This window comes from Rhodothermales bacterium, from assembly GCA_013002345.1.
Lineage (GTDB): Bacteria > Bacteroidota > Rhodothermia > Rhodothermales > JABDKH01 > JABDKH01.
Genome location: JABDKH010000301.1, coordinates 1 through 12241 on the forward strand (window position 1 = coordinate 1; position 12241 = coordinate 12241).

Annotated in this window: 13 protein-coding genes; 10 read left to right on the top strand and 3 right to left on the bottom strand. The window is 58.6% G+C overall.

Annotation, left to right across the window (positions count from 1 at the left end):
* Positions 1-231: hypothetical protein (locus HKN37_14310; protein ID NNE47821.1), on the top strand; the 231-nt coding region annotated here is incomplete at its 5' end.
* A gap of 143 nt (positions 232-374) precedes the next feature.
* Here the strand turns inward: HKN37_14310 and HKN37_14315 are convergent.
* Positions 375-1553: a transcriptional regulator gene (locus HKN37_14315; GenBank protein ID NNE47822.1), complete on the bottom strand. Its 1179-nt coding sequence runs from the start codon at positions 1551-1553 to the stop codon at positions 375-377.
* Between the two features lie 701 nt (positions 1554-2254).
* On the opposite strand from HKN37_14315, the gene HKN37_14320 reads away from it, so the two are divergent.
* Positions 2255-3259 carry a hypothetical protein gene (locus HKN37_14320; protein ID NNE47823.1) on the top strand — a complete coding sequence of 335 codons (1005 nt, stop codon included), beginning with the start codon at positions 2255-2257 and terminating at the stop codon, positions 3257-3259.
* Between the two features lie 218 nt (positions 3260-3477).
* Here HKN37_14320 and HKN37_14325 read toward each other — a convergent pair whose 3' ends face one another.
* Positions 3478-5607 (bottom strand): T9SS type A sorting domain-containing protein, encoded by a 2130-nt coding sequence (locus HKN37_14325; GenBank protein ID NNE47824.1) that lies wholly within the window; start codon positions 5605-5607, stop codon positions 3478-3480.
* 457 nt (positions 5608-6064) lie between these two features.
* Between HKN37_14325 and HKN37_14330 the strand changes: the two genes are divergently transcribed.
* From HKN37_14330 to HKN37_14340, 3 genes are all read left to right on the top strand, one after another.
* Positions 6065-6403, top strand: a complete 339-nt coding sequence (locus tag HKN37_14330; GenBank protein ID NNE47825.1) for a hypothetical protein — start codon at positions 6065-6067, stop codon at positions 6401-6403.
* A gap of 145 nt (positions 6404-6548) precedes the next feature.
* A complete protein-coding gene (locus HKN37_14335; GenBank protein NNE47826.1) occupies positions 6549-6836 on the top strand; it encodes a hypothetical protein in 288 nt (95 codons plus the stop codon).
* A 164-nt stretch (positions 6837-7000) separates the two neighbouring features.
* Complete coding sequence (locus HKN37_14340; protein NNE47827.1) at positions 7001-7339, top strand: hypothetical protein; 339 nt, start codon at positions 7001-7003, stop codon at positions 7337-7339.
* A gap of 217 nt (positions 7340-7556) precedes the next feature.
* On the opposite strand, the gene HKN37_14345 is transcribed toward HKN37_14340, so the two are convergent.
* The gene (locus tag HKN37_14345; protein NNE47828.1) at positions 7557-8018 is read right to left on the bottom strand and encodes a hypothetical protein; all 462 of its coding nucleotides are present in this window, start codon (positions 8016-8018) and stop codon (positions 7557-7559) included.
* Between the two features lie 463 nt (positions 8019-8481).
* Here HKN37_14345 and HKN37_14350 point away from each other — a divergent pair, with 463 nt between their 5' ends.
* The 5 genes from HKN37_14350 (at position 8482) to aqpZ (ending at position 11703) form a co-directional block, all read left to right on the top strand.
* Entirely contained in the window at positions 8482-8835 is a 354-nt protein-coding gene (locus HKN37_14350) for a hypothetical protein (GenBank protein ID NNE47829.1), read from the top strand.
* 294 nt (positions 8836-9129) lie between these two features.
* The gene (blaOXA, locus tag HKN37_14355) at positions 9130-9930 is read left to right on the top strand and encodes a class D beta-lactamase (protein NNE47830.1); all 801 of its coding nucleotides are present in this window, start codon (positions 9130-9132) and stop codon (positions 9928-9930) included.
* Between the two features lie 198 nt (positions 9931-10128).
* A complete protein-coding gene (locus HKN37_14360) occupies positions 10129-10500 on the top strand; it encodes a VOC family protein (GenBank protein ID NNE47831.1) in 372 nt (123 codons plus the stop codon).
* A 68-nt stretch (positions 10501-10568) separates the two neighbouring features.
* Positions 10569-10868 carry a hypothetical protein gene (locus HKN37_14365; protein NNE47832.1) on the top strand — a complete coding sequence of 100 codons (300 nt, stop codon included), beginning with the start codon at positions 10569-10571 and terminating at the stop codon, positions 10866-10868.
* Between the two features lie 145 nt (positions 10869-11013).
* The gene (aqpZ, locus tag HKN37_14370; protein ID NNE47833.1) at positions 11014-11703 is read left to right on the top strand and encodes an aquaporin Z; all 690 of its coding nucleotides are present in this window, start codon (positions 11014-11016) and stop codon (positions 11701-11703) included.
* Positions 11704-12241 lie beyond the last annotated feature (538 nt).

The following is a 12241-nucleotide window of genomic DNA, read 5'->3' on the forward strand; positions in this document are numbered from 1 at the left end:
GTCGGCATCATCGGTGCCTTGATCGCGCGCTTTGAGCCGCAGGGAATGGCGCGCGCCATGGTCTCCGCGGCGGGGGCGCAGGTGTTGGCCTTTGTGATCGCACTGGCAGCCGGGTGGGGCTTCACCGGGCCGATTACGTTAGTCTTCGCCGCGCTCTGGCTCGGATCGGCCATGCTATTTCGTCGGGCAGCGATGGAGGTTTCGCCGGCGGGTGTAGCAGCCGAGAGTTGAGCCGCGCAACGACGGTCGAATCGGAGATTGCAGCTCATGGTTCGCGCCACCCACGCGGCTCTGGCAGGCCAGCGTGATCCTCCCGTGAAGACAAATGGGCTACAAGAAAAGGAGCAGTGAGGAAGAGGTGCTACCTGGAAGGATCATAGTGTCCAGTGGCTCGATCTTCCATCTTCGAAGCGACGCATCAGGGCGAGGGCACCAACGACACAGCTACCGAAAAGCAAACCTTCGATCCCTCCAAGTACGGCCTGCGTCGCCTGGCCGAAATGAAGCTCTCCGAAGAGTGGCCCGAAGCTTTCGAGTTGAAGCCTCGAGTCCGCGAACGACTTCGCCAGCAGGTCGAGACTGCCTCCCATGAGGCGGCCTCCGGCGAGCGGGATAAGGGCGCCCGCGACGGCCCCGCCAAACCCTGCCCCTGCCGCTGAATGCCAGCACGCAACTCCACCCGCACGTTCTCCAAGTCGATTTCCCAGGTACGCTCCCAGAGCAAGCCCAGCCCCAAGGGCGGCACCCTCCGGCCCGCCTGTGATGCCCGCAGGGGCGTGACCGACCAGCAGGTTGAACGCATCCACGCCGAGCAGCTTGGCCAAAGCGCCGACCAAAAGCCCTCCGAACATAGCCCCGGCGATGCGAAGTACAACGCGCATCTTCGGCAAGAAATGCGCAGCTACGCCTGCCCCGGCAAGGCCGAAGCCGACGCCGAATCCTCCGGTCAGCCCCACCAGTACATTGAGACTGACGAGAACGAACAGGGTTGAAAGCGTCCCCACCCCGGCATCTGCGGAGGCAAGTCCAAACCCATAGAGTAGCCCTCCAAATAGTCCCGCAGTCGCACCGCCGAGAGTTCCTGCCAACCATTCGCGCAAACTATCCTGCCATATCCGCGGTTTGCTTGCGCGGCTGTGGGAGTGTGCGACCGTCCCGACGGAAGACGCCTCTGCACTGTTGTCGTGCTTGGGCGAACGTGCGCCAGGCCTGTCCTGTGCTACTGGCTCCACGTCCCCGATGAAACGGTAGCCGCTACGGGGAACCGTCTGGATGAAGCGCGGATTCGATGCATCATCCCCGAGCTGCTTGCGAATCTCCTTGATGCATTGCGTAAGGGCGCTGTCACTCACAACGACGTCACTCCACACCTCGCTAAAGAAACGACTCTTGTGCACGAGCTGGCCGCGCTCTCGAACCAGCAGAACGAGAGCGTCGAGATAGCGCGCGTTCAGGTCAATTCGTGCGTCGCCGCGCCATAGCTGTCGGTCCGGCACGTCGAGCAGGAATTCATCGAAACGGTAGCGGGATGCTTCGAGATTTTCTTTGGTCACATCAAGACCCATATGAATGCCACACAGTGCTTCTGTAACTCACGACGCGTGCTAAACATGCGGTCGCCCTGACGCTCCGCGCGCGCGGCAGGTTCGCGTCTTTCTCTCGACGTGAGTCCGCAATTCGACCAACCATGCCCTTTCTGCAGGAGCAACCCATCCGAATATACTTCCTGGGTTTCTGGTGCTTGGGATAAATGCGACGTTGCGACGGAACTCGGCGCGATGGTCCCGGCCATAATGATGGTGGGGTGAACGCGAGGGTACCGTCCGGCCCGTGGACTCACGCAAGTGTCAGCTATGGAGCGGTGTCATGCAGTCAGAGCTGCCTCGAGTTGGTGGGCGACGTCGCGAGTGAGCTGCGTGCCTTCAGTCGCCGTGATTCCTCTCCGCCGACTCTGGGTCGCCAGTCGACGGCGGCGCGCTACCACTCGCACTGGCGCTCAGGAACCTGCGACGGCCGGCGCCACTGCTACCGCCGTGAGGTCAGCACGCCAGTGCATTTGACGCGTCGCGTCGCTTTTCCGAACGTCATTTCCACCCTGTCAGTCCTAAGTCCTACACATCAACTCAAACCAGAAGCATTCCCCTTGACAACCCGAGTCGTTGTTGCGATCATCGAGCAGCGGCCTGCCGCGCTGAGCCGGAGAGAACCGTGATACGAACACGGGGGCCAAGCGAGCCTCGGGAGGATGATTCAAATGATGCACCGGGCAAAGAACGAATGGCGAGCCATGGCTCGCGCGACGAGCTGTTGCGTTCTTCTGTTCCTCCTCGCCGGTGCCGCCGCCGGAAGACCTCAGCAACAACTGACCGGCGACGTTGCCGAAGAGCCCGCTGCCGCGAAGTTTGTATATCAGGACGTCGAGAACTTCCTCACTGCTGGCGAAGACATGGCGTCTGGAGCCGATTCGGCCGAGGCGTTGAAATCGCAGTATCTCGACCGCGCCTCACCGGGACTCAAGATGTACATCGAGAAATACGATCTGACCGTCGATCGCCTGCTGGACGCAATGGGCAGGCACCCCGAGGAGTATTCACGCATCGGCGAGACGCTGGAGCTTCTGCGAGCGCACGAGTCTTCCTACAGAGAGGTCTATGCCGACCTTAGGGACGCCATTCCTGATGCGGTTTTTCCTCCCACGTATTTTGTGGTGGGAGGATATCGTGGCATCGGTTCTGGATCAATCGAGGGACCACTGATTTCGATCGAGAAGAAGACGGCACAGTCGATAAGAGAAGACCTGAAGGCGACGCTGGTACACGAGATGGTTCACATGCAGCAGCTCTCTGCGGTGGGCGATGCATACTTCGCCATCTTCTCTGGTGAGGAACGTACGCTGCTGGCGCTCTCGATTCGCGAAGGGGCAGCGACGTTCTTTGCAGAACTGGTTACGGGTGGAAGCGAACACAAGAATCTAGCCCGCGCCTACTATCTTGGTCGGGAGAAAGAGCTCTGGCCGGCGTTTCGAGCAGATATGCTGGGTCACGAAATGGGCGACTGGCTCTGGAGTACTCCAGCTGATCCTGATCAACCCCGAGATGTGGGCTATGCCGTGGGCGCGACAATCGTTGAGGCCTTCTATGAGGCCGCAAGCGACAAGAGAAAGGCGTCTCGGGAAATCATGGCAATTGCGGACTACCCGAATTTCCTAGCGAAGAGTCGGTACCCGGATTGGATGGATCCCGAGTCAGGGCAAAGGTAGCGCGTGGCAAAAGCGGAGGGCCTCCACGAGGCAAGGTGATCTCCAGCAGTTGTTGCCGGTCCTAGCCCAACCAATAGTGGACGTGGCAGGGCGCTACCCACAGCGTGACGACTCTCACTGTCCATCCCACCGTTGAGAAGCTGGGTGGCTTCGGCAATTCGAATCACCGCCCGGGGTACTTCGTTAGATGTGAGATACATGATCTCGAAGATGTCGGCCTACAGCCTGACTACACGCGCGGTACGGGTGTCCTTCCCGGTCCGCAAGACGATGAAATACACACCCGCGGCCACTCTGCGGCTGTCAGACGCAGTCCCGTCCCACGTCAACTTCTGCGCGGTGCCCACGCCCGACCGTATATCAAACCGTCGTATCGCCCGCCCCATCACGTCGTAGATGGAAAGCGTTGCGGTTCCCGCTTCGATCTCCCTGGGAACGACTATCTCGATAGTGGTGGTCGTCGAGAACGGGTTCGGATAGATGCTGAGGAGGCTGTCTGCGGTGGGGAGATCCTCGGATTCGATCTCCGTGAGTTGCGTTTCGTCGCGACAGCTCGCGCACGCTTGCGTGGTATCACTGGGTTCGAGCGCCAGGAAGGCGGTGAACTCCGAGAGTATCCGATATGACGTTGAGAGACCAACTATTTCATTGATGACATCATTCGTTCGCGTACCGGACTCCAGCGCCTCGATCTGTCGGCCCACCCAGGCCGTTTCGATGACGCTGTCGGCATGAACAACCACGTCGTCCGAAAGCGGCACTGAGATTGAAAACGGGGCGCCCCGATGAATGCCGGAGAACGTGACCTCCCATGGTGGCAGACCGACGAACTTGCCCATCTGCGTGATGGCCTTGTCGGTGCTATGAATCGACAGACCGCTGGCGGACGTATGCCGTCCGTACGTGAAACCGGAGGCAAGATCGGTGTACACGTCGACTGCCGTCAGACTTTCACCCGACGACACGATGGCCGAGCGTAGCAGGGACGGAAAGTTCGTACCACCTCCAGACAATGATTCATATTGTCCGCCCGTCAGCTTGGCGAGATTGGTGTAGAGGTAGCCGTTGCCGCGGTACCAGATCCCGCCGATCCGAATCTGGTCTACACCAATATCCTGATAGTCCACAATCTGCAGAGCCCCGCTGGACGAACCCAGGCTAAGATCAGCGATGAGATCGTTTGCTGTCTCGTGATCCTGAAACTGGTCCGAAGCCGAGACCAACATCAGCGTCCCGGCCGACCCGTTTGCCTGCACGAAGTGTATCCCCGACCCCAACAGAGACGGCAAAGAGCTGTATTCCGCAGGCGGACCGACCGTGGCGAAGGCTGTCTCGATCGAAGCTGAGTCCGCCGGCACCCACGAGTCGGAATACGACCGTATGTCAATCTGGGAGACAATAATGTTGAAGAAATCGTCATCCGTCAAGTAGGTCTGCAGCGCCGACCTGACCTCATTCATGACGGCCTGCCGCGACAGGCTGCTATTCGATCGATCATGATCCACAAGGACGGCCACCCTTCGAGACTGCGTCTGACCGAGCAGCTGTGAAGGACGCACAACGAGTTGATAGTAGCCGGCCCCGGCGTTGTCCAGGACGGACAGCTGCACACCATCGTGAAAGGGTTGCGGAACGGACACGGTCACTGTCGACGTGGCATCTAGCGCGGACCGATCAAGTCGAAGCCTGTAATACCGGCCAAAATCTGGGTCGTTGTCTGGAACAAACGGCGCGCTGATCTGGCTCTCCAGGATGCCCGGCTTCCCGCTGAATTCGGCCGGCCACGCGATAATCTTCAGTTCCGGAACAGGGTACTTCGACGCATCAAGCAAATTAACCGGCAGAGGCACCGTCGCCGCGCTCCCCGCGTACGCTGCCGGAACCAGATAGGTGATCTTCACCTGCCGTGTCTCTGATCCCAGCATCGGGTAGACGCGAAGCTCGTAGCGGGTCGGCCCCCGCTTGAACAAAATCGACGGGTCCCTCCTGCGATTGACGATCCCCTCGTAGATGCCGGCTGCCGTCCACTGGTCGAGGATGTATGCACGCATGATTTCGTCACCCACCCAGAGCCAGGAGTCGGTGACCATCGATCCTTCCGGAAGATCGAACATGAGCTCGACCTCCAGCTGCTTGCTTTGTGACAGGCCGGATCCCCGGGACGAGAACGTCAGGTATAGACCGATCTCCATGTAGATCCCGAGTGGTCTTACCGAAACGAATGCCTGTTCGATCGTACCCTGGCGCGTGTCCCACGACCTGTCGGGGTCGAGAACTCGCAGGTACGGATCGGCCTGTACCGTGCCGCAGAGAATGACGAATGCAAAGAGTAGCACTGGGGTTTTCATGGTCGGTCCTCTCCAGCATGATGCATGTCACATCGAAAGAAAACTACGCTGTGTCTGTTGTTCTGTAGGCATGTCCCCTGAGCGATCGTGCGTTATTCTACCATCAGGTGGGTGAGATGTCGGCAGACTTCCATCCATGTAGACTTACTCTCGACCGAGAGCCATACAGCAACCCTGATGACGGTCGCGACGCAGATCGCTGAACCGGAACCGACAGGCTTAGCACGAGACTTGAAGGACTCCGCTCCTGACATCAGGTGCGGGCTTATCCGGGAAGTTGAGTCGGCAAGCACGGACGGTCGTTGCAAGACTCATCGAGGACAGCGCTCTCATGGCACGGACTCAGTTGCGCCGGAAATTCCCTCTTGACAACCGACCGCTTTCTCCCGACCATCAATCAGCGTTGCAACTTGCTTCGCGAGAGCACCGAATTGTCATTAGCACAGAATAGGTGACCGTGGAAACCCGTGTGTCCGACTATATCCGCTCGAAGTTGCGGGAAGCTCTTCCGGAGGACTCCGCGTTAGAGGCCATCGACAGCCTGGCCGGCGCACGGCTTCCTCTGGTTCCGCCGGGCTCCGTTCTCGAGGAGCGAATTCAGCTCGGCATCGTCAAACTCGTGTGCGACCCGCGAGACTCGATCCATGTCGAGCCCGATACTCCGTCAAGATTCGTGTCGGCGCTTGAGCTGGCCAGGATAGACTGGCGTGACCTTCTTGTGTCAGCCGGGCTTGAGCACGAAAACTGGCGTGACGTCCTCATTGAAGCCGGCTATCAAGTTCCGCCGCTTCAGTAGGACCAAGACCCGTTGGCAGCCCGGGAGCTGCGGCCGCCACCAAACAGCCGGACATCGCCGAACCTGGAGTTCGTTCGCTCAGTAACTGCAAAACGCTATCTTCAGCTTCGGCCGGCAAGAAAAGAAAGGAAGCAAGGAGAAACGAATGAAGAAGTTTATGATCCTGCATTTTGGATTCAAGCAGCCCACTCCTGAAATCATGGGTGCGTGGGGCAAGTGGTTCGAATCCATCGCAGACAAGATGGTTGATCAGGGTGGTTTCACCGGCGGCAAAGAGATCTCCGACGCCGGGACCAGGGAGCTACCCTGGGGAATGGAATCGATCACCGGCTACAACATCATTAACGCCGGGAGTCTTGAGGAGGCAGAGGAGCTTGCTCAGAGCAACCCGTACATTGCGAGCGTCCGAGTCTACGAAATCAGAGAGCATTGATAGTCCCTTTGCGATAGCGCGCTGATAGTGTACACGGCTGGACGACCTCGGTCTCGTATTGCCAGATCTGGCCCGCGACGTCTTGAGCAATAGAGGAGGGCGCAGTAGCCAGTAGGCTCGGTCGCGTTCTGAAAGCCTTCGACGGACTATCCAGGAGACACGATATGAGTGCGCCGATTGTTTACTTCGAAATCGCCGGACCAGACGGTGCGAGGCTTCGGTCCTTCTTCGAGCAGGTCTTCGGCTGGGAGATCGACGGATCATCGACGATCGCGTCACGATCCACGGGCGGACTCCGTGGCGGCATACGGGAAGACCCGCCGGACAAGGTGTTCTACCTCGGCGTAGACGACATCGATGACACACTTGCCAGCATCGAAGCCAATGGAGGCAGTGTGGTTTTAACTCGTACGGTCGTACCCGACGTGGTCACGTTCGCCTTGTTCAAGGATCCGGCAGGCAACTTACTCGGAGTCGCCGAGAACGGAAGCTACTCCAGGTGACACCCGGCCGCAGTAAGCGGACGCTCGTGAGCCTCCGCCGTTATGCGGCATTCGCTGGAGCGTACGCGTAGACGACTGCCTCACTGCTAGCGATCGTTAGAATGTCCGTTCGTACACCTGACCGTGACGGATTGCCGTGTCAATCAGGCGAGCGGCTCGACACACCGATGAAGCGAAGCGTTGGCCACTTCATCGAACCAGGCGGTGTAGTCACTCGCTACTTTACGCGCTCCGATGCCATGCGGCCCTTGAGCGTCTCCCCGTCGTCATACGCTGCATGGAAACGGCCGGACATCTGGTCACCATTGACAGAGAAATATGACGTGACGGAGGTAACGGTCCGCCCTTCTCGCAGCGCGCTGGGATAGGACGCCGATCGGGTAACGAGGCTGTCGCCTACCACTGACACCTGCAATCCTATCGGCTCGTCCATATCTGCAAACTTCATCGTCCAGCCTTCGGCGGAATCCGTTCCTTTGATCAAAACAACGACTGCCGGCTCGTCGCTTGCTGCCGTGTAGGCTTCCGTCATCCAGTCTCCTGCATATGCCGCAAGGGGACTAACTTCCGTGGTCGTCTCGTTGTACGACGAGTCCTTTTTTGCACAGCCAAGAAATAATGCGCCCGATAGCGCGATCAATACGAGCGAACTCGCCGAGAAATAGGTGTGTCGATGCATTTTGCAGACTCTTGTGGTGGATCTGAACTGCCCTAGATTACGCGGTATTCCGTTGTAGCGCAAATGCAATTCGTAGCCTCGGTCTCCAGCTCGTGTGATGGCGGCAGAGTCTCATGAGCCACGCGTCTGCCGATATCGGTTTCTGCCCTGGTAGTGCAACGTAATGTCAGGGCAAGGGTACCCGGCCCCGATGCGGCGGATATTCCGGACCGCGGAATTGCCAAAAAACGACGAGCCCGAAGAAGCTGAGAATGACAGCCCGGACCTTTGCGGCCAATTGTGTTATAGTCGGTGCCCGAACGTCACGGCCTGACCATAGAAACACATCCGAACAGAAGACCTGTGCGTCACGCAGCGCAGCAAAAGTGATCGGCCAGGCCTACTTCACATTTCGCATTCAATCGACACGGGGACTTATTGCGACGGTATCCGCAATCCTCGCAAACTCGCCTCTGAGGACCACATGACACGTAACGTAGATCCAACCGAACCCATCCGAAAAAGGGCCGCTGCCTTTCCGGCCATAGCCAGGGGCACATCGTGTAACCAGTCTTCATTCAAAACAGGAAAGCGGACTTTCCTCTACATAGGTCCCGGTCCAAAAGGGATCGGCTTCAAGGCGATGTTCAAACTTGAAGCATCCATGCCACAGGCGCGAAAGCTGGCAGCCCAAAATCCACATCGGTTCGAAGTCGGGTCGACCGGTTGGGTAACCGCTCGATTCACCTCGGACGAACCCATGCCGAAGAAGTTGTGGAGCGAATGGCTTGAAGAAAGTTACGCGCTGAGCAGTGGACCCGGACCCAAACGAAAATAGCAGGAGAGCACGGCCAATTGCTGACGGGAGACGTCGGGGCCGCCTTTCGAGAGCAAACGGCAATGTGCGGCGAACTAATTCTGTTCATCGACTGGAGATAAATACGTTTTGCGTGAAACCCGTGTTGCGTGCTGTATAGTTGAAGGCCTGTCCTCGTCATCATCTGCGCGGAGCCATGCCGCCGAGACGTGCCCGACTTGAATCCTGATTCACTCCTTCGGAAAATCATCCCGCGTCGCTGCCACCACGGGAGTCCGCAAACCGTAAGACCCTCCACAACCACGACTGCGTTCCATGCGATCCATCCTGCCAATCTCACTCCTCGCACTGACGCTCCTTGGTGACGGTTGTACAACTTCCCGCCGTGCGACATCTGTCGAGCGACCAGATTTCAAAAAGTATTTCAGCGAGGCTGGCGTGACCGGCACGTTTGTCCTGTATGACCCCGCCGCACGACGCTACCTTGTCCACAACCCGGATAGAGCGCGCGAACGGTTTATTCCTGCCTCGACGTTCAAGGTCCTCAACTCGCTGGTCGCACTTGAAACCGGGGTTGTCGCTGACACCACGACCGTGTTCGAATGGGACGGGGTGGAGCGATCGATTCCGCAGTGGAACAGAGATCACACGCTTGCGACCGCTTTCGAGAGCTCGACCGTCTGGGTTTATCAAGAATTGTCCCGTCGCATTGGCGCGGTTCGAATGCAAGACCACGTCGGGCGCGCCGGGTATGGCAACGCAAATATTGGAGGCGGCATCGATCAGTTCTGGCTATCCGGTGACCTTCGTATCTCTGCAACGGAGCAGGTCAACTTTCTTCAGAGGCTGCACGAGCGGCGCCTCCCCTTTTCCGAACGGACGGTGGACCTGGTCGAGGGGATCATGGTCGAGGGCCGTGGACCGGATCATGTACTCCACGGCAAGTCGGGCTGGGCTGATGGTATCCCCGCCGACATCGGGTGGTATGTGGGGTACGTCGTGCGCGACGACCGGACGTACTACTTCGCGTTGAACATAGACATCGAGCGCGCGAAGCAGGGCGCGGCCCGACGCGGAATCGCACGGGCGATACTGGTCGACCTTGGACTGCTTTGAGCAGACTGTGCGTCGGCCCCACGCGCGACCGCTCCGGATCATTTGGCGAGTGCTAAGAACCCGGCGCAGTGTTGCGGTGAACCGGACTGGCGTCGAAAGGATGTCAGGTCTACTTTGCCTCACACCGTCCGCACGCCGGACCGGCATTAGTGGATACCCTTCGGACCAGGACACTGTTACGCTTCAGAGGAACGCATCATGGAACTAGGTACATTTTCGATCAGCCTGGCGGTCAAGGACATTGAAGCGTCAAGATCTTTCTACGAGAACTTCGGATTCAAAGTATTTGGTGGAGACGCCGCGCAGAACTGGCTGATCCTCAAGAACGGCAATCACGTAATCGGACTGTTTCAGGGCATGTTCGAGAAGAACATAATGACCTTCAACCCGGGATGGGACAGTAACGCAAACAAGCTCGAATCCTTCACCGACGTTCGTGATCTACAGCGTCAGCTGAAAGCGCAGGGTGTGCAGCTGGAGAGCGAGGCAGACGAATCGACGACGGGGCCCGCGAGCTTCATGGCAGTCGATCCCGACGGCAACCCTATTCTGGTGGATCAGCACGTGTAGGTCATGACGAGATGGGCCGGCCGGAGATTCCTTGCACCCGCCTCCCGTTGTCATCAAGAAGTATGATGATGAATCGCCTGATCCGCATTGCTACAGCGATACTGCCTCTCGCGCTTGCTCCACTCCTTCTGTGGTTGATCGCCGGCGGGCACATCGACCTTGGCGGTGGTGAGAAGGATCTTGTCTGGATCCTCCCGTGGGTCTTATGGTCTCTGGTCTTTGCCCTGAGCTGCTTTGTTCTGTGGTGGCGAGGGTGGACTCACGCCCGATCGCTTAGACGATCGGCACTCATCGGCTTCGGCAGCGTCTTGTTAGCAGGCATCATCCTGGCTGCATTCGGACAGTTAGGAATCGCAGGGCTCTTCTAGCCGTCCGTGCAGTCGCAACGGTGGAAAACGCCCGAGTCGTCGCACTGATTTGGCATGGAATGACAATCACGATTACCTTGTGTGGCGCGATCGCGATGGAGCAACCCGGACTCGGAATCCGTCCACCAACACGAGGGATGAACAAATGAAGCAGTACGGCGCGGAATTTCTTGGAACGTTCTGGCTGGTGCTCGGGGGCTGTGGGAGTGCTGTGATCGCTGCTGCATTTCCGAACGTGGGTATTGGCCTACTTGGCGTTTCGCTAGCTTTCGGATTGACGCTTCTGACCATGGCGTTTGCCATAGGACACATCTCGGGTTGCCACATAAACCCCGCAGTCTCGGTCGGTCTCTGGGCCGCAGGTCGCTTCCCTGCAGCCAAGCTCGCTCCCTACATTGTAGCCCAGGTGCTCGGCGGCATCGTCGCGGGCGGAGTTCTTTATATCATCGCGAGCGGTGCGGCGGGATTCGACGTCTCCAACGGCTTTGCCTCGAATGGTTACGGAGCGCATTCACCCGGTGGCTACTCACTCCTCGCCGCGCTGGTCACCGAGGTTGTCATGACCATGTTCTTTCTCGTGATCATCCTTGGAGCTACCGACGATCGTGCTCCGGCCGGCTTTGCACCGATAGCTATCGGACTTGGATTAACGCTGATTCACTTGATCAGCATTCCGGTTACCAACACGTCCGTTAACCCTGCACGGAGCACAGGAGTCGCTCTCTTTGTTGGTGATTGGGCCGTCGCTCAGCTCTGGCTCTTCTGGCTGGCTCCAATCGTCGGTGGAGTACTTGGGGCGGTGGCGTACCGAATGATTGCCACCAAAGAGGACTGAGGCGGACGGATCTCGCGTCCCGCGAAACGGTCCGGCCGGCAGGAGACCTTGTCCGGGCCACCACCGGCACGTGCTTCGCCTGGTATGGCGCTCGCATTGCGCCGGCCGTGACACCGATTTCGTAGCGCGTCTCCTTGACGTTTGGCTTACTGCGCCCTCTTTCAAACGGTTCGGCTTCAGCGTCACGTCCCCGAAACGCACGTCGCGAAAGGCTTCGGATTCGGTCGGACATTGGGATTCTATCCGATACCGTTGCGTCTTCCCTCTACCGTCCTGGGAATAATCGCGCTTCAGGCGATAGGCGCCTGACAACACAGACACGACGCGCCCCCTGCTGGATGAGGATGCCATCCCTGGGTACCTAACCAGTGAAAGCGGACTGAGACGGGCTCTCCTGCTTGACACAGTCGCCGCTGATGCCGTTTTCTTATTTCTTTAGTACGTTCCCGGCCACCTGGAGAGCAGTAACATGGCCCGTTTGATGAACAGGAGCACCAGAAGCGCCGGTCGTTCCGCTTCCGCCGCGAGGGTCATGAAC

Excerpts from the sequence above, each read along its gene's own strand:
- HKN37_14340 (NNE47827.1), top strand. The coding sequence starts at position 7,001 with ATGAGTGCGCCGATTGTTTACTTCGAAATCGCCGGACCAGACGGTGCG.
- aqpZ (NNE47833.1), top strand. The coding sequence starts at position 11,014 with ATGAAGCAGTACGGCGCGGAATTTCTTGGAACGTTCTGGCTGGTGCTC.
- HKN37_14320 (NNE47823.1), top strand. The coding sequence starts at position 2,255 with ATGATGCACCGGGCAAAGAACGAATGGCGAGCCATGGCTCGCGCGACG.
- HKN37_14360 (NNE47831.1), top strand. The coding sequence starts at position 10,129 with ATGGAACTAGGTACATTTTCGATCAGCCTGGCGGTCAAGGACATTGAA.
- HKN37_14345 (NNE47828.1), bottom strand. The coding sequence starts at position 8,018 with ATGCATCGACACACCTATTTCTCGGCGAGTTCGCTCGTATTGATCGCG.
- HKN37_14365 (NNE47832.1), top strand. The coding sequence starts at position 10,569 with ATGAATCGCCTGATCCGCATTGCTACAGCGATACTGCCTCTCGCGCTT.
- HKN37_14325 (NNE47824.1), bottom strand. The coding sequence starts at position 5,607 with ATGAAAACCCCAGTGCTACTCTTTGCATTCGTCATTCTCTGCGGCACG.
- blaOXA (NNE47830.1), top strand. The coding sequence starts at position 9,130 with ATGCGATCCATCCTGCCAATCTCACTCCTCGCACTGACGCTCCTTGGT.
- HKN37_14350 (NNE47829.1), top strand. The coding sequence starts at position 8,482 with ATGACACGTAACGTAGATCCAACCGAACCCATCCGAAAAAGGGCCGCT.
- HKN37_14335 (NNE47826.1), top strand. The coding sequence starts at position 6,549 with ATGAAGAAGTTTATGATCCTGCATTTTGGATTCAAGCAGCCCACTCCT.